Raw genomic sequence first — 19,603 nt, 5'->3', positions numbered from 1 at the left:
TCCCTCAATCATTATTTTCTTCCTTTACCGTTCCGGAAGTCTCCAAATACATATATATCACTCATCATATAAGAACTTGTTGCTGGTGAGTGAAATGAACTGCGAAATCTGCGGCAGAGAGATTAAGGGAAAAGGCTTCAAGATTGTCGTCGAGGGTAGTGAGGTAACGGTCTGCAGTTCTTGTAGACAATACGGGACTGAGAAAAAACCTTCTGTAGCTTCCCAGCCGGGAGCGAGGAGGGTCGTTCTTAAAAAGAAGAGGGCTTCAACAAAAATAGAGTTTACGGAGGAGCTTGTAGAGAATTTCCACCTTATTATCAAACGCGAAAGGGAGAAGAGAGGATGGAGCCAGGAGCAACTCGCCAAGAAGATTCAAGAGAAAGAGTCGTTGATAAAGAAGATTGAGAACGCCGAAATAACACCGGAACCTGAAGTTGTGGAAAAGCTGGAGAAGCTCTTCAACATCAAGCTCAGAGAGCAGGTTCCCGAAATCAAAATTGAGAAGGGCAAAAGTCTCGTCCCGACACTCGGTGACATTGTTGTGGTGAAGAGGAAAAAGAAATAATTTAAGCCCAACACTTCAACTGGTAGCATGTACAACTTCATTTACATAACTGCCCCTTCACTGGAGGAGGCAGAGAAAATAGCGAAGAGACTCCTTGAGAAAAAACTCGCGGCATGTGTAAACATTTTCCCGATTAAATCTTTCTTCTGGTGGGAGGGTAAGATAGAAGCTGCCAACGAATTTGCATTGATTGTCAAAACAACCACCGAGAAGTTCGCCGAAGTTAGGGATGAAGTTAAGGCTGTTCACAGCTACACAACTCCCTGCATATGCACAATACCCATAGAGAGAGGGCTCAAAGAGTTCCTCGAGTGGATAGAAGAGACAGTCGAATGAGGAGGGTCGGAACATACGGTGGAAGGAAATTGATAGAATACAATCAGGAGCGCTGGAACACACTCGCAGAGAAGAGAGAGAGGGCAAAAGAGGTAATGGAGGCACTACTGTCCTTCGGGATAGACAGTGTTGTTTACGGTAGCGTTGCGAGGGGAGACGTTAATGAGAAAAGCGACGTTGACATCTTCATTCCGGAAATAATACCATCTTACAAGGTCGAGGTCGCTCTCGACGGTTTTGAGGTTCTTGAAAAAAGAATTGTCCAGGCAACTCCAAACTACGCCATAAAGGGGGAGCTTGTTCTCTCCGACAACACCACCGTGAGCTTTCCAATGGTCAGGATGAGGGAGAGGGAAATGGACTTCTACAGGTTTGGAGGTTGCATCGACTACAATGGCCTGGTGGAGAACCGGAGAGTGCCGGGTGTGGATAAAAGACTCGTCCTCATCATCCCAACCGGAAACGGACATCGTGAAATCCCTCTCACGGATATGCATCCAAGCAGCGTGGCAAGGATGCTTGGCGTATCGATTGAAATCGTGGTTGAGAGGATAAGAGTGCTGACAAGGAGAAGGGAAGTTGGGAGAACCGGAGTCTTTCTTTGCGAAACAATTCCGTCATCCGAGTGCTTCGAACAGGCTTTGAAGGAGATAGCTTCGAGGAACCCTGCTGTAAGGAGAAGGCTCTATTAACCAAACTTTTTGCTTAACTTTATCGCATTAAGTAGTGTTAAAGTATATACGATGAGCAGGGCGACCAGAACCACCATCGAGGCTATTGCTACCGCGGTGTAGTCATTCATTCCCGTTCACCTCCATTTTCTCCTTTATTTCCGAAATTTTCGAATCGAGAAGGAAATATGAAATGTAGAGCAAGATGAAAGCTATAATCATAACACCCAGCAGCATCCCCCTCTCCGCATCAAAGCTAACCTCGAAAGGTTTTGGGTGGAGAGGGGAGAGAAGAGATGAAAAGTAGCTCATCGGAACTGTCACGAACGCGAATATCGAATATATCGCCGAGTATCTCGCCTTAACTGCATAATCATCTATGCTCGCCCTCAAACCAAAGTAAGCTGCGTAGGCAAACCAGAGAACGAGAACGAATGTTTCTCTTGGATCCCAGTTCCAGTAACTTCCCCATGCAACCTTTGCCCATATCGACCCGCTTATCAGGGCTGCGGTGATCATGGCGAAACCGAATTTGGCGGAGCTCACAGCCTGCACATCTCTGCGGTAGTTTTCGCCCCTCAAAAAAGCGATTGAAAAAACAAGCGTTACTGCAAAGGCCAAGAAAGCAGAAACTGCAGCGGGGACGTGAAAGTATATGATCCTGTAATTTTCAGCTATTGTTGCTGATGGGAGAGGAAGGAGAGTGAATGCCTTGAAAACACCGTAAATGAGCATTACAAAGCCGGAGAAAAAGCACAAAGCCGAAACTTTCGACCACATGATTGGCCTTGGATATCTTGTAGTTTAAGCTTTTCCCTACTGTTTCCATGAGACGGCAAAGTAAACCAGTGATGCGATGGCTGCAGCGACAGCTCCAGAAGGAATGCTGAAGAAGAATGATGTTAACAGGCCCAGATAAAGGCTTGAAAGGGCCAAGATGAAGGAAATCACGAATACGGACGAAAGACTTCTCCCAAGAATTCTGGCAGTTGATGAAGGCGCGATAAAGATTGAGAATACCAGAATGGCTCCAACTGCCTTCAATGCCGTTACGACTGAAACTGAGATTAAAGCGATAAGCATGAAATCGTAAAGGTAGACATTCAGGCACATTGCTTCAGCACCTGAAGGGTCGAAGGATATGAAGAGGAACTTGTGATAAAAGAAAGAGACTGCGAGAAGCACGAAAGCTGTTGAGATAGTTACGATGGCGAAGTCATCTACAGTTAAAAGAAGAATATCCCCGAAAAGAAACTGCCAGGCGTTTGATGCTGAATTTCTTGTCAACGAGATGAATATCGCTGCCAGAGCCATGGACAGAGAGAAGGCTGTTGCAATGCCAACGTTCACATCCCCCTTCCTTGCTGCCTTCGCAGAGAGAAGGGCAAAGAAGAGCGCGGCAGTCAAAGCGAGCAGGAAGTAGTGGGCGTTAATACCAATCGAGTTTAGAAAGAGCGCCAGAGCCACTCCGGCCAGCGCAGAATGGGCAGAACCTGCGACGAGGAAGGATGCTCTTCTGAATACTGTAAGAGTTCCAGCCACTGATGCGTTAAGAGAGATGAGCAGTGATGCGATTAAGGCTCTCAAAATGAGTTCATCCATGGTAATCACCGTAAAGCGGATGTGTGTAACCTTCCTCACAAACCACGATTGGTATGGATGTACCGTACGCTTTTACAATATTCTCTTCGGAAAAAACCTCATTTGGTTTTCCTACGGCCACTACTCTTCTGTTCAGCAACACAACTCTGTCAATGTTGTGCAGCAGGGGGTTGATATTGTGCACAACCGCCACTATCGTCTTACCTCTGGAACTCATCTCGGCAAGCACTTCTACAATTTTCTCTTGGGAAAGAACGTCAACACCGTTAAAGGGTTCATCGAGCAGTAAAATTTCAGGGTCAGACAGCAGAGCTCTTGCGAGAAGGACCTTCTGCTGTTGTCCCCCGCTTAGCTCGCTGAAGAGCTTGTCGGAAATATTTTCCAATCCAACGATTTTAAGAGCTTTTCGAACGCTTTCCTCACCGACTTTCTTCCCTTTTGCCAGCATTGGAAGCTTCACGACTTGAGAGATGGTGAGGGGCGCTTCAAGATGAATTTCCTCTCTCTGGGGAAGGTAGCCAACCTTATCAACGAATTTATCTCTCTCCTCGTATGCATTAAAACCGAGAACCTTAACAGTTCCTTTTTTCGGCCTCAAAAGGCCGAGAGTTAGCTTAAGCATCGTGCTCTTTCCCGCTCCGTTGGGGCCAAGTATAGCAACGAACTCTCCCCTCCCTATCTCCAAATTCAAATCGCTCAAAACTTCTTCGGAGTTGTAGGAGAAGCTTACATCCTGAAACTCAATAGCCTTCACGTTCTCACCTTGATCACAGCAATGATAAGGGCTTCAACGATGCAGAGGACTGAGAGAACGTATATCCAGACGCTGTCACTGCTGCACTCAGAATGGCTTGTTGCGTAAGCGATTCTTGCAGCGTTAGAAATCAGCATGGTGTCGTAGGCAATATCTCCAGACGAGAACTTCACCCACGCTATTCTGGCATTGGTGCCTTTAACCAGCTCCTCTGCCAGTTCTTCTCCTTTTCCACCTTTCATAAACTCTGGAACGATTATTCCTCTGTATTCTCCTTTATTGAGCTTCTCTTTTATCTCTGTCAGCTCCTTTGCACTCGCAGCTCCTGCACCTTCTGAGATAAGAACTGCCGCGACGCTCAAGTCATAAGTCTTGGCTATGTAGCAGACTCCCGGAACCATGGCAACGTACTTCTTTCCTGCTTCTCCCTCTGCAATCTTTTTAGCTTCTTTTTCAGCTTCCTCAACTCTTTCAACAAATGCTTCGTAGTTCTCTTCAAACTGCTCTTCTTTCGCAGGATACATCTCTGAAAGCCTGTTTTTAACTGCATTTGCTATCCCAATTACGTTCTCAGGTAGCATCCAGTAACCGTGCGGGTTTTTCTCGAATCCGGGAAAGTCGCAAAGTTTTGCATTGTAATCCTCAAAGTCAAGAGTGTTCGAAAACTCGCTGGCAATCTTTTTTTCAAAATCGAGCAGTTCTGAATTTGCAAGAACGATTAGTTCAGCACTTTTCAACCTCTCAATATCTTCCACAGTAAGGCTGAATGCATGAGGATCGGAGCCTGGAGGGAGCAGGCTGTAAACTTCAAACTCCTCGCCTGCAACTGCTTCGACTATTGGCCTGAAATCTGCCACAGTGACGACTATTGTTGACGCTTCAGCCGTGCTGACGAGAAGAAGCGTGAGTGCAGCAAGCAGTGCAATTCTCACCCTTACACCTCCGGGATTTTCTTTCCACATGGGCAGACCTTCCTGTCCCCATATCTCGCTTCGAGAGCTTCGACAAAGCTGCTACCTGCAACCATACCTATCTTCTCAGCTTCTCTGCAAAAATCCTCAACACCAAGTTCTGCAAGCAGACATTCTATGAGCCTGTGCATTCTTATAGCTTCTTTGGCTTTCATCTCGCCTTTTTCGTTAATAAGTAGTCCTTTTTTCGGAACGTAAACACCATAACCAGCTTCAGACAACTCATTCAGCATTTTATAAGCTGTGGATTTCGAAATACCCAGTTCTTCAGCAACCTGAGTCGGGCCTATGACAGCCATACCTCTTTCGAGAGCGCTGTAAACAGCTCTGAATATAGCCTCTGTTTTAACATCGAACTTCGTTCGCACAACGAACAGGTTTGCACTCGCAATTTATATTTAACGGATGATGCAACGCAAAGCATGGCAAAAATTTATCGTGATGTGGATGCGGATTTGAAGTACCTTGAAGGCAAAACGGTTTGCATAATCGGCTACGGAAGCCAGGGACACGCACACGCCCTGAACCTGAAGGATTCAGGCGTTAATGTGGTCGTCGGGCTCCCTGAGTGGGACAAGGCAACCTGGGAAAAGGCCGAGAAAGACGGCATGATTGTTAAAAAGCTGAGTGAGGCTGCAGATGGTGCTGATGTTATTGCAATGCTTATTCCGGACATGGTTCAACCTGCAGTGTACAGAGAACATATTCAGGACAAGCTGAAGGAAGGAGCAATGCTGATGTTTGCCCACGGCTTCAACATCCACTACAACCAGATAGTCCCGCCAGAATATGTTGATGTGGCAATGGTGGCACCAAAGGGTCCTGGACCGCTTGTGAGAAGGATGTATTTGGAGGGTAAGGGCGTGCCATCATTGGTTGCGGTGGAACAGAACTATACTGGCAAGGCCCTCGAAGTCGCTCTTGCATATGCTAAAGGAATCGGAGCAACAAGGGCAGGAGTGATTGAGACCACCTTCAAGGAGGAGACCGAGACAGACCTCTTTGGAGAGCAGGTTGACCTCTGCGGTGGAGTGGCAGAGATGATAAAGATGTCCTTTGAAACCTTGGTTGAGGCGGGCTACCAGCCAGAAATAGCCTACTTTGAAGTTCTTCACGAGCTGAAGCTCATAGTTGACCTGATCTACGAGGGTGGAATCTACAACATGTGGAGTGCCGTGAGCGAGACCGCGAAGTACGGAGGAATGACAAGAGGAAAGAGAATCTTCACCGAGCAGACAAGAGAGGAGATGAGAAGAATTCTGAAAGAAATTCAGACGGGAGAGTTTGCGAGAGAGTGGATTCTCGAAAACGTGGCCGGAAGGCCTGTCTACAACAAACTGCTGCAGATGGAGAGAGAGCATCCGATAGAAAAGGTTGGAAAAGAGCTGAGGGCAATGATGCCCTGGCTCAAGAAGGACTAATAAACCTCAGCTTTCCCTACAAGCTCCTTTAACAAATTTTTTATAAATCTGCAGTTGTCGCTTTCACTCATAGCGTCGTTGGAGAATATATCTGCCGAAAAGAAGGCCATGTTGTCCTTTCTAACTCCGAAAATTACGTTTTTGCCAGTCCTGAAGGTTATATCTCCAAGCAGAACCTTGGTGTTTCTGTTTCCGTTGAGGATTGCCTCACACTCCTCATCCACCTCCATGTGGTGAGGGTTAAGGAGCTTTATCACGTCAACGCCCCTGAAGTACTCCAGCCTCCCCCTCATTGCCGAGGCGTTGAGTTCAAGAAAATCTGCGACTGCCAGAAGGTCTTCTGAAAGGCGAATGGGAGCGTAGTTGTTTGTTACATGGAAAACCAGAATTTTGCTTTTTGCAAGCCTGGAAATTGCAGGTACTTCAGAGAACTCCAGTGGTTTGAGGAAAAAGATAATTTCGTAGGTGAATTCTATTTTGCTCAACTCTGCTATATCTGTTGAAATCTGCCCCGTATAATCTACGTGGTAATCATTTATCAGACATTCCTCAAGCTCCTTGTAGCGATGCCACTCGCTATCCTCGGCAACTATCAGAACGGATAGCATGCTTTATCATCCGAACATTGCTACAAATGCCTTTCCAAGTTCGGTCAGATAAATGCTCAAATTCTTTCCCTTTCTTTCGGTAACAACAAGCCCGTCTTCTTCAAGGCCGTTGAGGTGGTAGCTCATTCTTGCCCTCTGGGCCATGTACTTCTTTTGCTCCTCAAGTTTTCCTTCCACAAGCTCAATGAGCTTGTTTATGGAATCAACACTACCTCCTTCTCTCTCAAGGGCTCTCAAAATTTCGAGCTTGTCCTCATTGACCTTCTTTATGGGTGGGGTTGGTATTTCGACGACAGAATCACCTTTCTTGGTGTATATCCTGCCTTCAGAAATCTGGGCCGAAATAAAACAGGCGAGACAGGTAAGTTTGCTCGAATCCGTTATGTTGAAAAGCACAGTATTTCCTGCATCAACTTCCTTTCTTACAGTTTTGAGTATATTTACGACAGCATCATATACGCCATCGCTCTTCAGCTCAAGAGTCTCTACTTCAACCAGAGAACTCAGTGTATTTTTCACTTCATCAACGTATTTCTTTGCCTCATCCTTGTCAAATATTAGGTATGCTTTATGAATTGGATGCCCGCTCATTTTCACACTGTCAACAATTTCACCAGTGTTTGATTCAACTGAAATAACATGTACGAAACTTACCATAGCACTGAAAAAGTTTTGTTGTTTAAAAAATTTTCTATTATTAGAGTCTCAGAGTTTACAATAGAGTTGCAAAAGCAATACTAAAAAGTAGTTGACAAAGCCATGCAAAGGCTCATCCCCAATCTATGCCTGAGACCGGCTCAATCGGCGCGGGCGATTAGTGACCGCGGGCTGAACGGCTCGCCGAAGCTCGCCGCTTACACCCCGGTCCTATCAACCCCGTCTTTTACGGGAGCCCTTAATGGGCGGCTCTTTTCGGGGGCGGTTTCAGGCTTAGATGCTTTCAGCCTTTAACCGCGTGGCGCGTAGCTGCCCGGCAATGCCCTGCCGGACAACCGGTAAACCAGTGGCGCCGGAGGTTCGTTCCTCTCGTACTAGAACCTCCTTCCCCTCAGCCGCCCTGACACCCCCGTTAGATAGCAACCGACCTGTCTCACGACGGTCTAAACCCAGCTCACGATCCCCTTTAATAGGCGAACAACCTCACCCTTGGCCGCTGCTGCACGGCCAGGATGGGGAGAGCCGACATCGAGGTAGCAAGCCCCCGGGTCGATATGTACTCTCGCCGGGGACAACTCTGTTATCCCTGGGGTAGCTTTTCTGTCGTCACCCGGCCTCACCAAAAGGCCAGGGTGGTTCGCTAGGCCCGCCTTTCGGCTCGTGAACCCTTATTTTGCGGGTTCACGTCAGGCCGGCTTTTGCCCTTGCACTCTACGGCGGATTTCTGACCCGCCTGAGCCGACCTTTGGGCTCCCCCGATACCTTTTCGGGGGAGTGGCGCCCCACCCAAACTGCCCACCTACCGATGTCCCGGCAAAGCCGGTTAGCTCCACAGCTGGAGGTGGGCGGTGTCTCATCGACGGCTCCACCCCGCCCGGAGACGGGGCTTCGAAGCCTCCCGCCTACCCTGCGCACCCCCAGCTGTGGAGCAACGGCAGGCTGCAGTAAAGCTCCACAGGGTCTTCGCTTCCCAACGGGGGTCCCCAGACTCTTCACTGGGATGTCGGGTTCGCCGGCTTCCGGCCGGGGACAGTGGGGGAGTCGTTAATCCGTTCATGCAAGCCGCCAATTAAGCGGCAAGGTATTACGCTACCTTAAGAGGGTCATAGTTACCCCCGCCGTTTACGGGCCCTTCGCCCGGTTGTACCCGGGTTTCAGGTACCCGCACTGGGCAGGACTCAGGGGCTGTACAAACCGTTACCGGGTTGCAGCCCCCTGTGTTTTTAGTAAACAGTCGCTCCCCCCTTGTCACTGCGACCTGCGGTCTGCTAAACCGCAGGCACCCCTTCTACCGAGGATACGGGGCTAATTTGCCGAATTCCCTCGGCCGGAATGTTCCGCCACGCCTTAGGCTCCTAACCCAGGGCACCTGTGTCGGTTCTCGGTACGGTCCAACTGCCCCCCTTTTCACGGGCCCCAGGAGTCGGCCGACTTACGCCATCACGCCTTCACCCCCTTCTCTCCATTACGGATCTCCGGGGACTTCAGCGCTTGGACACCCCTGGCGAAGGTGCCCGGCCTATCCCGAGGCGTCGGGTGCCATAACGGCAGCGGGCAGCGGTGCGGGAATATTAACCCGCTTCCCTTTTCCCCCGCGTCGAGTTACGAGCCGGGTTAGGACCGACTAACCCACGGCTGACGAACATTGCCGTGGAACCCTTGCCCTTCCGGCGGTCGGGATTCTCACCCGACTATGCTGCTACTACCGCCAGGATATTCGTTACCGACGGCTCCACCCGAGCTCACGCCTCAGGCTTCTGCGCCATCGGCACGCCCCCCTACCGGATCTCCTTTCGGCGCCCCGGGGTATCGGCGGCCGGCTTGAGCCCCGTCCATTTTCGGCGCCCCGAGTCTCGGCGGGTGAGCTGTTACGCACTCTTTAAAGGATGGCTGCTTCTAAGCCTACCTCCCCGCTGTCTTCGACCCGGGACCTCCTTTATCGTTTACACTTAGCCGGCACTTAGGGGCCTTAACCCCGGTCTGGGTTGTCTCCCTCTCGGACAGGGAGCTTACCCCCCTGCCCTGACTCCGCCCATCTACGGCGGCGGTGGATTCGGAGTTTGACAGGAGGGCGAGGGTGTCACCCCCCGGATCCTCCTATCAGTGCTCTACCCCACCGCCAACCTCCGGACGGGTCATACTGCGGTATGTCTCGGGGGGAACCAGCTATCCCCGGGCTCGATTGGACTTTCACCCCTAGACGGGGGTCAGAGGAGCGATTTGCACATCAACACCCCTGCGGGCCTCCACGGCGCTTTCGCACCGCTTCACCCTGCCCCCGCCTAGATCGCCCGGCTTCGGGTCGTACGGTAGGGACTACGGGCGAGCACACCCCGCCCCTCGCGAAAGCTGCGGGCTGTCGGTTTCCCTCCGGCTTCGGAGTTTCACCCCTTAGCCTCGCCCCTACCGTACACTCCCTGGCCCGTTCTTCAGAACGTACGCAGTGACTCCGGCATGTCCCGGCTCGTACTCGCACCTCTCGGCGCTTTCCTTTGCCGGGATTACCTTTCGAGCCACTGCTCACTATCCCCGGCCGATTTCAGGCTCTTTTCACTCCCCTTCTTGGGGTTCTTTTCAGCTTTCGGTCACCCTACTATTGCGCTATCGGACTCGGGACGTATTTAGCCTTGGGGGTTGATGACCCCCAGCTTCCCGCGAGAATTCCAACCCGCGGTACTCAGGATACCCCACCTTGTAACCGTGGAACTTACGCCTACGGGGCTATCACCCTCTACGGCGGGCCGTTCCAGACCACTTCGGCTTCGTTCCACGGCATTAGGCAGGGTCCTACAACACCACATCCATCCTGCCTTACGGCAGGATGTTCGGTTTGGGCTGTGCCGCTTTCGGTCGCCCCTACTCACGGCATCGCGTTTGCTTTCTTTTCCTGCGGGTACACAGATGTTTCCTTTCCCCGCGTTCCCGCTCCAAACGGAGCGTCCCCGAAGGGACAGGATATCCCATTCGGGAATCCCGGGTTCTAAGGCTCCTTGCGCCTCCCCCGGGCTTTTCGCAGCTTGGCACGCCCTTCGTCGGCGCCCGAGCCGAGCCATCCACCGGCCGGGATATTCGCCGGTAGAGCCGGTCCCAGATTGCATTTGGGGACGAACCTCTGCACGGCTTCACCTGGGCAAGTTTGCCCATCAACCCTTCCCCGACGACTTTCATCGCCGGGTGCACGCAATAATGGACTCGGCGGGATTTGAACCCGCGGCCTCCGCCTCGCGAAGGCGGCGCTCTCCCGCTGAGCTACGAGCCCATGGGCTTGCCAGCATATGAGCCCGGCAGGCGAAGGCTGGAATGCACCTTTAGGAGGTGATCCAGCCGCAGATTCCCCTACGGCTACCTTGTTACGACTTAGCCCCCCTCGCGGACCCTGGGCTCGAGGATGCCCTACGGACACCCCCTCGCCCCTGGCCCACTCGGGTGGCTTGACGGGCGGTGTGTGCAAGGAGCAGGGACGTATTCACCGCGCCATTTTGAGGCGCGATTACTACGGATTCCAGGTTCACGAGGGCGAGTTGCAGCCCTCGATCCCAGGTTAGACCGGGTTTAGGGGATTACCTACCCCTTTCGGGGTCGGTACCCATTGTCCCGGCCATTGTAGCCCGCGTGTAGCCCGGGGGATTCGGGGCATACGGACCTGCCGTTGCCCGCACCTTCCTCCGGCTTAGCGCCGGCAGTCCCCCCAGTGTGCCCGGCTTCCCCGAAGGGAACCGCTGGCAACTGGGGGCGCGGGTCTCGCTCGTTGCCTGACTTAACAGGATGCTTCACAGTACGAACTGACGGCGGCCATGCACCACCTCTCAGCTAGTCTGGTAAGGTCTTCAGCCCGACCTTCATCCCGCTGTCTCCCCCGGTAAGCTTCCCGGCGTTGAATCCAATTAAACCGCAGGCTCCACCCGTTGTAGTGCTCCCCCGCCAATTCCTTTAAGTTTCAGCCTTGCGGCCGTACTCCCCAGGCGGCGGGCTTAACGGCTTCCCTTCGGCACCGGGCGAGCTCGAAGCTCGCCCGACACCTAGCCCGCATCCTTTACAGCCAGGACTACCCGGGTATCTAATCCGGTTCGCTCCCCTGGCCTTCGTCCCTCACCGTCGGACCCGTTCCAGCGGGGCGCCTTCGCCACTGGCGGTCCCCCTGGGATTATAGGATTTCACCCCTACCCCAGGGGTACCCTCCGCCTCTCCCGGTCCCAAGGCCCGCAGTATCCCCAGCAAGCCCCACGGTTGAGCCGTGGGATTTCGCCAGGGACTTACGGGCCCGGCTACGGACGCTTTAGGCCCAATAATAGCGGCCACCACTCGGGCCGCCGGTATTACCGCGGCGGCTGCCACCGGCCTTGCCCAGCCCTTATTCCCGGAGCTCTTTACACTCCGGAAAAGCCGTGGCGATGCCACGGCACTGGGGGTCCCCCCGTCGCGGTTGCCCGCATTGCGGAGGTTTCGCGCCTGCTGCGCCCCGTAGGGCCTGGACCCGTGTCTCAGGGTCCATCTCCGGGCTCCTGCTCCCACAGCCCGTACGGATCTTCGGCTTGGTGGGCCGTTACCCCACCAACAACCTAATCCGCCGCAGACCCATCCTCGGGCGCTAAGCGCTTTCGGAGATGGGACATTCCAGTACCCATCCCCTATGGGGGATTAGCCCCAGTTTCCCGGGGTTATCCCCCACCCGAGGGCAGGTTGTCCACGTGTTACTGAGCCGTCCGCCGGTGCTTGCATCCCCGAAGGGATGCAAGCCCCTAGACTCGCATGGATTAGTCCCAGCCGGATAGCAGCGGCCTCTGGCAGGATCAACCAGAATTGGCGGGGGCTAAAGCGGTGAATACATCCCTCGCCTGCCGGTTTACTCTGCTGGCAAGCCCACATCAGACCGCATTTCACCTGCGGTCCTCCCACAATATACCGTGGGTAGGAAGGCTTCCCCTCATCACGGGCTTACGCCCTTTCGGGGCACTTGCCGGACCCACGGTTTTTCGCTCTTGGCAACATCTTATTTGGTTTTTAGGTTTATAAGGCTTTTGCTCAAGCCTTCACCTTTAACCAACCTGTGTGATGTAAATAGCTCCCGCATCAATCGATATTTAAGACTTTTGGCCATTTTTAGATGAATCTTTTCGTGATTTTTTCTGTAAGATGAGCTCAAGATACGACTCTCTGATACTGTCCTCCCTTGAGTAGCCGAGCTGCTCAGCAATATGAAAAACTTTCTCCTTCACCCCCAAATTCTCGGCCTCAATCTCAATTTCAACAAACTTTCCTAAGTCCTCCACCTCATCAACGCAGATTATGGCATCTCCAAAACCATAGATTTTCCTGAACTTCTTAACCTCGGCAACAGGTTTGAATCCGAGCCTCTCAAGAATCCTTCTCGCTGATTCAAAATCTTTCACTTTGAGCTTAATTTCCTCCCTGCTTTTGGTTTCTGCATCAACTTTGGGACCTTTGTAGGTTAGGGTTATCCCCTCAACATCTCTCCTTATCCTGATTGCTTCATCGGTCTGGGCAAAATCCCTGCATGGATGAGCGAAGTAAACGTCATGCTCGTGTTTTTCTATGATTAGTTCTGCTATTTCTCTGACTTTCTCCTCCACACCTTCGACGTATGGGAACTTTGCCTCAACCTCCATCTCAATCTTTTTATACCCGCCCCTTGGGGCTTAAAAAGGTGGTGTTAATGATATCGGATGGTGACTTCATCAGGCTCAGCTATACCGCGAAGCTTGAAGACGGGACGATTGTCGATACTACAGACGAAGAGGTGGCAAAAGAGCATGGGATATACAACGAGAACGCCAGATACGGAGACATCTACGCTGTGATAGGGAAAGGACATATCCTGCCGGGACTTGAGGAGGACATCAAGGGCAAGGAAGTGGGGTACAAAGGGACAGTTGAAATCCCTCCGGAAAAGGCGTTCGGTGAGTACAACCCAGAGCTAAAAGACACCTTCAGCATAAACAGGTTCAAGGAGAGGCCAGAGATTGGGCAGAGGGTTAGAATCGGAGACAGAATTGGAACGGTTGAAAGAATAGTGGGAAGGAGGGTAATAGTTGACTTCAACCACCCCCTTGCAGGCAAGAAAATCGTATTCGAGTACGAAATCAAGGAAAAGCTTGAAAAGCCGGAGGATAAAATCAAAGCCCTCTTCGTCATCCATACAGGCATCGACGTCAAGGATGTCAAGATTGAGGGCGAGAAGGCCATTGTTGAGGTCTCAAGTGACGTTTACCTGAACCAGCTCTTTCTCATCGGCAGATACAGAGCCGTGAAGGAAATATTTGAGGCAACGGACGTTAAGGAAATCGAAATCGTTGAAAGATTTGAGAGAGAGCAGGAACTGCTAAAGCTCGGAGAGGAACTCAAGGAGACAGAGAAAGAAGCAAGTGAGGAAAAAGAGGGATCCAGGAGTGAAGAGAAAGAAGAATCAAAGGAGGAGGCTTAAGCCCCCTCTTTTAACCTTTATTCCTCCTCAACACCAAAAACTGATTCGTAAAGCAGCTCTACAATATCAACGACCTTCACATCAGCTTTTCTGACTTTTGCGGCATCCTCAAGCATCATCAGGCAGAATGGGCAAGCTACTGCGAGAACGTCGGCAGCCACTATGCCCACCTCATCTACCCTCTTGAGGGAAGGTCTGAACTCCACGTCTCTAACAATGTTGCCTCCTCCAGCTCCGCAGCAAAGGGAGTTCTCACGATTTCTCAGCATCTCGACAAGCTCAACACCGGGAATTGCTTTAAGAGCCTCTCTTGGTTCATCATACAGCCCGTTGTACCTTCCCAGATAGCACGAGTCGTGAAAAGCGACTCTCGCCTCGATTACCTTCCTGAACCTCAAACTCGCATCCTGAATCGCCTTAAGCAGAACTTCGGAAATGTGATAGACCTCAAGCCCGTAATCGTTTTTGAAGGTGTTGTAGCAATGCGGAGAGATTACAATGACTTTCTTCACACCATACTCCTCAAAAACAGCCTGGTTTTCCTCCTTAAGCAGTTCAAAAAGTCCCTCCTCTCCGACAGCCTTGACATCGTTACCGCAGCAGCCCTCCTCCCTCAGAATGGCGAAGTTTACCCCAGCAGCCTCCAGCAGTTCTCCAGCTTTCCTCGCAACCTCCGCAATCCTTTCATCAACAACCCCGCAGCCTGCAAAGAAGAGATAGTCGAACTCTCCTTCATCGGCAAACCTGAACTTGCCCTGATGCCACTCTCTCTTCTTTGCCTTCCCCACTCCAAAGGGGTTGGCGAACTTCTGAATGCTCTCAAGCATCTCCCTCACATCTCCCGGAACTCTGCCTGTCTCTATAACCCTGCTCCTCGCCTCAACAATCAAATCTGTGATAGGTATTCCCCTCGGACATCTATCCTGACAAACGTGGCAGGTGGTGCAGTTCCAGAGCTCCTCGCTCCAGAACTCTCCCTTGGAAATATAGCGCGCTATGAGCTTTCTGACGTTCATGGTGTATCGCATGCTGCAGGATGAGCTGCACACTGCACACTGCATGCAAGCGGTGAGAGAAACCATAGTTTAACCTAAACCTTCTAAATAAAACAGTTACTTTTCCACTATTCTTTCCAGCCTTCTGACAGCCTGCCTCAAGTCGTCATGATTGTCAAAGTAGAGGGTTCTGACGGAAAAAATCCCCGCTCCCTTCAGCCTTATGACTTTTTTCTCTTCATCCACTTCAAATCCCTTGATCTTTTTCAGGTTGGTCTTGAAGGGTTTGTAGTAAACGTAATCTCCCTCGATGTAGTAATGCCTCGGCTTTCCAAGGGTTATGATGGCATAGAGAGAGACGAAAAATGCGAAAAATGCTGCAACTATAAGCGATTTCCCAAGTTCTGCCCCAGTAGCTATTTTGTAGGCTGTGAAGCCAAATCCTGCAGCAATTATTAGCAAAACAAAGATTAACCATTTTCTCCTTGCTGCGGGGTTGTTCAGGGCCCGGTAAGTCCAGATCAAGTTCCGCACCTCCAGTCACTCAAATACCTGATTTGTTCCTCAGTCAATTCGTCAATCTCCACTCCCATCGATTCGAGCTTCATTCTCGCAACCATCCTGTCGAGCTCTTCAGGCAGTCTGTAAACCCTTCTTTCCAGCTTTTCCCAGTTTTCAGCGATGTACTTGGCAGCAAGCGCCTGATTGGCGAAACTCATGTCCATAACTTCGACAGGATGACCATCGGCAGCAACAAGGTTTACCAGCCTCCCCTCTGCAAGCAAATAAACCCTCTTCTCTCCCAAATCGTACTCGGTAACGTACTTCCTCGCCTCCCTCTTCGCCTTTGCCATTCTTTCAAGTGCCGGAATATCAATCTCCACATTAAAGTGTCCTGCGTTGGCGAGTATCGCTCCATCCTTCATCCTTCTTATGTGCTCCTCCCTGATAATGTCCCTGTTGCCGGTAGCCGTGATGAAGATGTCTCCAATCTTCGCCGCTTCCTCCATTTTCATAACTCTGAATCCATCCATCACTGCTTCCAGCGCCCTGATCTCGTCAACCTCAGTAACAACGACATTTGCTCCCATTCCTCTTGCCCTCATTGCTACTCCTCTGCCACACCATCCGTAGCCTGCAACAACCACAGTCTTGCCTGCCATCAGCAGATTTGTGGCCCTGATTACTCCATCAATTGCAGACTGACCCGTACCGTAGCGGTTGTCAAACAGGTACTTCGTGTAGGCGTCGTTAACAGCTATAACGGGGAACTTCAGCACCCCCTCCCTCTCCATAGCCCTGAGCCTTATCACTCCCGTCGTTGTTTCTTCACTCGCTCCTTTCACGTTCTCAGCGTAGCTCTCCATCTCTCCATGCAGGAGAAAGATGAGGTCAGCACCGTCGTCAATTACGATGTCTGGCCTTATCCTTATCACGTTTCTCAATGCTTCGTAATATTCGTCAACATCCATTCCCCTCTTTGCAAAGCATGCAATCCCGATTTCTCTCAGAGCATCGGCCACGTCATCCTGAGTGCTCATCGGATTGCAGCCTGTAATCGCAACCTCCGCTCCTGCATCGACAAGGGTTTTAACCAGAACAGCAGTCTTTGCCTCCACATGCAGAGCCATTCCCACCTTAAAACCTTCTAACGGTCTCTCCTTCCTGAACTGGTCTCTGATTTTTCCCAGAACCTTCATGTAGCGCTCTGCCCACTCTATCTTCCTGAATCCCTCCATTTCTCACACCTTCCTCACGAACTCATCCAGCCTGTCTTCAAGCTCGGAGAGCCAGTCTATCCTTCCGGGCTTATACCTTTTCCTTACCTCCTCATCTCCCCTTATGATGCTATCAACAGCATCCGCAACTTCATCAACGCTCATTTCAGTCGTGTCTATCTCGTAAACCTCTCCAGCATGTTCAAGTGCCTCTACGAGGATTGCATCAAGCAACTCCGCCTCAACATTCTCCATTAGCTTCTCCTCACTCCATTTTCTTTCACTCAACCTTTCCTTCAGCACAGCGGGATTACATCTCAGAACGATTGCCAAATCCGGCTTTAAAAGGTGGGAGAGGTGTCCTTCAACAACCCCATCAAAATCCATCTTGGCGGCAAGCTTCTCAACATCTATAACAAGCTCCCCTTCCACTTCATCAACTACGCAGTCGTACTTTTTTGCCAGCTCAACAACGCTCGCAACTCCATACCCTCTCCTCCTTAACAGCTCTGCAACACTGCTCTTTCCCGTTCCGGGTGTGCCGGTTAAAGCAATCAGCATTCAAGCACCTCTTTCAACGCCTGTAGGAACATGTCGTTCTCATCAGGCTTTCCAACGGTAACGCGGATGTGGTTTTTGCAGCCAGCAAAATTACTGCAATCTCTCACTATCACTCCCCTCTTCAGAAGCTCCTCAGCAAAGTTCTTAACAGGACTTTCGAAAAAGAGGAAATTCGCCTGAGAAGGGGTAACTTCAACGCACTTCTTCAGCTCTCTGTACAGCCTCTCCCTCTCCGCCTTAATCTTCTCCACGCACTTTCGCATCCACTCAATATCGTCAATGGCTGCTTCTGCCGCCCTTGCGGCAGGAGTGGAGAGGGGGAAGGGAGTCATAGCAGCCTTAAATGGACTAACAAGCCATTCAGGCAGAAGAGCATACCCTATTCGAAGGTTCGCCAGTCCGAAAGCTTTGGAGAACGTTCTGGCAATAACAACATTTTCTGCATCTACGTCAATTGAGAAGTCGGAGAACTCCACGTAGGCTTCATCAATAAAAACGATTGCATCAGTTAACTGCACGATTTCTTCTATAATCTCAGCTTTCTCGGCATTTCCCGTAGGGTTGTTCGGATTACAGATGAGTATGAGTTTTGTTTTATTATTTATGACATCGAAAATCGACTCGTCGATCTGGTAGTTCTTCCCTCTCCTGACAATAACTTCCTTTCCACAGCTTAGCTTGGTGAGTATGTGGTAATAGGGGAAGCTCGGAATCGGAATTACAACCTCATCACCCTCGTCAATGAGAATTTTGAAGAGTGTTTCGAGAATCCCATCAATACCTGCGCCAATCACTATTCTTTCCACATCCCATCCGGTGTATTCAGAAATCTTCTCTCTTAACTCTCCGTAATCGGGATTTGGATAGATGTGCAGATCAGAATAGCTCCTGAAAGCCTCAATTGCTTTCGGACTTGGGCCGTAGGGATTCTCGTTTGAGGCGAGCTTTACGACTTTTTCAAGCCCGTATTTCCTCTTAACCTCCTCAATGCTCTTGCCGGGGATGTATTTGGAAAGCTCAACACACTTCCTCAGCAACCCTCTCACCGCACAACCTCAATCTGAACTATATCCCAGTCCTCGTCAACACCCTTCAGCGTTGAAACCAAAGCCTCGATAACTCTGCCGAAAACCTTGGTCACGAATTCGTTCATTTCAATGTCTTCCCCATCGACAACAAGCCTTACCTCCATCGTATCACCTCCTTAAAACTCTCCTTAAATCGCTTATAAAGTTCTTAATAACCTCTTCCGTGACATGGGGCATAACAACGAACCTGATTGCTTTGGGCTCTCTTATGGTTGAGATGACCCAGTTCATCCTGTAAAGCTCCTCCTTAAATCTCTCCGCTTCATCCGTTCTGAATGACACAACATTCATCACAGGTTCAATCACAGGCTCAAAGCCCAGAGCCCTCATCTCTTCGACGAGGATGCGCGTGTTCTTCAGACATGTTTTAACAACCTCCCTCATCCCATCAAAGCCGAGGGATTTGAGAACCGCATAAGCTGAAGCAACTCCCGTGCCAGGCCTCGTGCCGGTTAGTGTGCACTGAGTTTTTGAAGTCAGATAGGGAGTTTCAACTTCCAAGGCCCTCAAGTAGCTCTCATCTTTGAAAATAATCCCTCCAGCAGGAATTGTCGCCATCCCCATCTTGTGCGGGTCGATTGTTACGGACGATACGCCCTTATTCTGGAAATCGAACGGATATGGATCATCCATGAACGGTATTACAAGCCCTCCGAAGGCCGCATCAACATGAAGCTCCACCTGCCTCTCCTCCGCAAGCTTTGAGAGCTCCACTATGGGGTCGATCTGCCCAAGCTCGGTTGTTCCCGCTATACCAACAATTGCAACCGTGTTTTCATCCATCAAGTCCTCAACCTGCCCGACGTCAACCTTGTACTCCTCATCAACTCCTGCTCTCCTGATTTCTACCCTCAGAATGTCTCCGATTTTCTCAAACGAGAAGTGTGCGGTCTTTGGAATTACTATGTTGGGGTTATCCTTTCTTTGAACGTTCCTTGCAGCCCTTATCCCCTGAATGTTCGCCTCCGTCCCTCCAGAGCAGATGTAACCTGCAGGAGTTTTGCAGTGGAGGATTTCGCCAATCAGCTTCATCAGCTTGGCCTCAAGCTCAACTGTCCCCCTGAAAATACCCGGATCTCCGAGATTGGTTTCTATGAACATCCTGTGAGCCTCAACCGCAACTGGATGAGGTATAGTGCACATGGAGCTAAGAACTCTTGAGTAGGGAATGTCCTTTTCCCTGTAAGTCCTCAGCTCATCGATGACGTCCATGC

The 19,603-nt window shown here is 50.8% G+C and carries 20 protein-coding genes, 1 tRNA gene and 2 rRNA genes; 5 read left to right on the top strand and 18 right to left on the bottom strand.

From position 1 onward, the window contains the following. Positions 1–85: 85 nt before the first annotated feature. From H0Z19_RS02555 to H0Z19_RS02545, 3 genes are read left to right on the top strand one after another with little or no spacing between them, the layout of a single operon-like run. A complete protein-coding gene (locus H0Z19_RS02555) occupies positions 86–565 on the top strand; it encodes a multiprotein bridging factor aMBF1 (RefSeq protein ID WP_290723548.1) in 480 nt (159 codons plus the stop codon). Between the two features lie 27 nt (positions 566–592). Further along, entirely contained in the window at positions 593–901 is a 309-nt protein-coding gene (cutA, locus tag H0Z19_RS02550) for a divalent-cation tolerance protein CutA (protein ID WP_290723513.1), read from the top strand. Beyond that, on the top strand, positions 898–1,593 hold the full coding sequence (locus tag H0Z19_RS02545) for a nucleotidyltransferase domain-containing protein (protein WP_290723511.1): 696 nt from the start codon (positions 898–900) through the stop codon (positions 1,591–1,593). Before cutA ends, H0Z19_RS02545 begins: the two co-directional genes overlap by 4 nt. A gap of 102 nt (positions 1,594–1,695) precedes the next feature. Here H0Z19_RS02545 and H0Z19_RS02540 read toward each other — a convergent pair whose 3' ends face one another. Genes H0Z19_RS02540 through H0Z19_RS02520 form a run of 5 tightly spaced genes read right to left on the bottom strand, consistent with a single transcriptional unit; the run spans position 1,696 to position 5,267 of the window. Further along, complete coding sequence (locus tag H0Z19_RS02540) at positions 1,696–2,352, bottom strand: cytochrome c biogenesis protein (protein WP_290723509.1); 657 nt, start codon at positions 2,350–2,352, stop codon at positions 1,696–1,698. 36 nt (positions 2,353–2,388) lie between these two features. After that, entirely contained in the window at positions 2,389–3,174 is a 786-nt protein-coding gene (locus H0Z19_RS02535; protein ID WP_290723507.1) for a metal ABC transporter permease, read from the bottom strand. Then, positions 3,167–3,928 carry a metal ABC transporter ATP-binding protein gene (locus tag H0Z19_RS02530; protein WP_290723505.1) on the bottom strand — a complete coding sequence of 254 codons (762 nt, stop codon included), beginning with the start codon at positions 3,926–3,928 and terminating at the stop codon, positions 3,167–3,169. The genes H0Z19_RS02535 and H0Z19_RS02530 overlap by 8 nt, the downstream gene beginning before the upstream one ends. Continuing rightward, positions 3,925–4,860, bottom strand: coding sequence for a zinc ABC transporter substrate-binding protein (locus H0Z19_RS02525; RefSeq protein WP_290723503.1), 936 nt, complete (start codon positions 4,858–4,860; stop codon positions 3,925–3,927). Before H0Z19_RS02525 ends, H0Z19_RS02530 begins: the two co-directional genes overlap by 4 nt. A gap of 2 nt (positions 4,861–4,862) precedes the next feature. After that, positions 4,863–5,267, bottom strand: coding sequence for a metal-dependent transcriptional regulator (locus H0Z19_RS02520; protein ID WP_290723501.1), 405 nt, complete (start codon positions 5,265–5,267; stop codon positions 4,863–4,865). Here H0Z19_RS02520 and ilvC point away from each other — a divergent pair. After that, positions 5,175–6,320 (top strand): ketol-acid reductoisomerase, encoded by a 1,146-nt coding sequence (ilvC, locus tag H0Z19_RS02515; protein ID WP_365892252.1) that lies wholly within the window; start codon positions 5,175–5,177, stop codon positions 6,318–6,320. The two genes, H0Z19_RS02520 and ilvC, sit on opposite strands and share 93 nt — an antisense overlap. On the opposite strand, the gene H0Z19_RS02510 is transcribed toward ilvC, so the two are convergent. The 6 genes from H0Z19_RS02510 to cyaB form a co-directional block, all read right to left on the bottom strand. Then, a complete protein-coding gene (locus tag H0Z19_RS02510) occupies positions 6,317–6,928 on the bottom strand; it encodes a hypothetical protein (protein WP_290723499.1) in 612 nt (203 codons plus the stop codon). The genes ilvC and H0Z19_RS02510 overlap by 4 nt on opposite strands. A gap of 6 nt (positions 6,929–6,934) precedes the next feature. After that, positions 6,935–7,585, bottom strand: coding sequence for a DUF6293 family protein (locus H0Z19_RS02505; RefSeq protein WP_290723498.1), 651 nt, complete (start codon positions 7,583–7,585; stop codon positions 6,935–6,937). Positions 7,586–7,725: 140 nt separating this feature from the next. Further along, positions 7,726–10,665 (bottom strand): 23S ribosomal RNA (locus H0Z19_RS02500). A 107-nt stretch (positions 10,666–10,772) separates the two neighbouring features. Continuing rightward, positions 10,773–10,844 (bottom strand) — tRNA-Ala (locus H0Z19_RS02495). A 51-nt stretch (positions 10,845–10,895) separates the two neighbouring features. After that, positions 10,896–12,386: ribosomal RNA gene (locus H0Z19_RS02490) — 16S ribosomal RNA — on the bottom strand. The 16S and 23S rRNA genes sit together here with 1 tRNA gene alongside, the layout of an rRNA operon. 280 nt (positions 12,387–12,666) lie before the next feature. Next, positions 12,667–13,212, bottom strand: coding sequence for a class IV adenylate cyclase (gene cyaB, locus H0Z19_RS02485; protein WP_290723496.1), 546 nt, complete (start codon positions 13,210–13,212; stop codon positions 12,667–12,669). A 47-nt stretch (positions 13,213–13,259) separates the two neighbouring features. Here cyaB and H0Z19_RS02480 point away from each other — a divergent pair, with 47 nt between their 5' ends. Next, the gene (locus H0Z19_RS02480; RefSeq protein ID WP_290723495.1) at positions 13,260–14,027 is read left to right on the top strand and encodes a peptidylprolyl isomerase; all 768 of its coding nucleotides are present in this window, start codon (positions 13,260–13,262) and stop codon (positions 14,025–14,027) included. A 17-nt stretch (positions 14,028–14,044) separates the two neighbouring features. Here H0Z19_RS02480 and H0Z19_RS02475 read toward each other — a convergent pair whose 3' ends face one another. Genes H0Z19_RS02475 through mfnA form a run of 7 tightly spaced genes read right to left on the bottom strand, consistent with a single transcriptional unit; the run spans position 14,045 to position 19,601 of the window. Continuing rightward, entirely contained in the window at positions 14,045–15,109 is a 1,065-nt protein-coding gene (locus H0Z19_RS02475; protein ID WP_290723494.1) for a (Fe-S)-binding protein, read from the bottom strand. Between the two features lie 30 nt (positions 15,110–15,139). Beyond that, positions 15,140–15,547 carry a hypothetical protein gene (locus tag H0Z19_RS02470; protein WP_290723493.1) on the bottom strand — a complete coding sequence of 136 codons (408 nt, stop codon included), beginning with the start codon at positions 15,545–15,547 and terminating at the stop codon, positions 15,140–15,142. Continuing rightward, positions 15,544–16,761, bottom strand: a complete 1,218-nt coding sequence (ahcY, locus tag H0Z19_RS02465) for an adenosylhomocysteinase (protein WP_290723492.1) — start codon at positions 16,759–16,761, stop codon at positions 15,544–15,546. The genes H0Z19_RS02470 and ahcY overlap by 4 nt, the downstream gene beginning before the upstream one ends. Positions 16,762–16,764: 3 nt before the next feature. Then, a complete protein-coding gene (locus tag H0Z19_RS02460; RefSeq protein WP_290723490.1) occupies positions 16,765–17,301 on the bottom strand; it encodes an adenylate kinase family protein in 537 nt (178 codons plus the stop codon). Further along, on the bottom strand, positions 17,295–18,347 hold the full coding sequence (gene hisC / locus H0Z19_RS02455) for a histidinol-phosphate transaminase (protein ID WP_290723488.1): 1,053 nt from the start codon (positions 18,345–18,347) through the stop codon (positions 17,295–17,297). Before hisC ends, H0Z19_RS02460 begins: the two co-directional genes overlap by 7 nt. Further along, a complete protein-coding gene (locus H0Z19_RS02450; protein WP_010879495.1) occupies positions 18,344–18,493 on the bottom strand; it encodes a hypothetical protein in 150 nt (49 codons plus the stop codon). The genes hisC and H0Z19_RS02450 overlap by 4 nt, the downstream gene beginning before the upstream one ends. A 4-nt stretch (positions 18,494–18,497) precedes the next feature. After that, positions 18,498–19,601, bottom strand: a complete 1,104-nt coding sequence (mfnA, locus tag H0Z19_RS02445) for a tyrosine decarboxylase MfnA (RefSeq protein ID WP_290723474.1) — start codon at positions 19,599–19,601, stop codon at positions 18,498–18,500. Positions 19,602–19,603 lie beyond the last annotated feature (2 nt).

Source organism: Archaeoglobus sp. (assembly GCF_017656475.1).
Lineage (GTDB): Archaea > Halobacteriota > Archaeoglobi > Archaeoglobales > Archaeoglobaceae > Archaeoglobus.
Note: the sequence above shows the minus strand (reverse complement) of the source record. Positions and strands in the feature narration are given on the sequence as shown.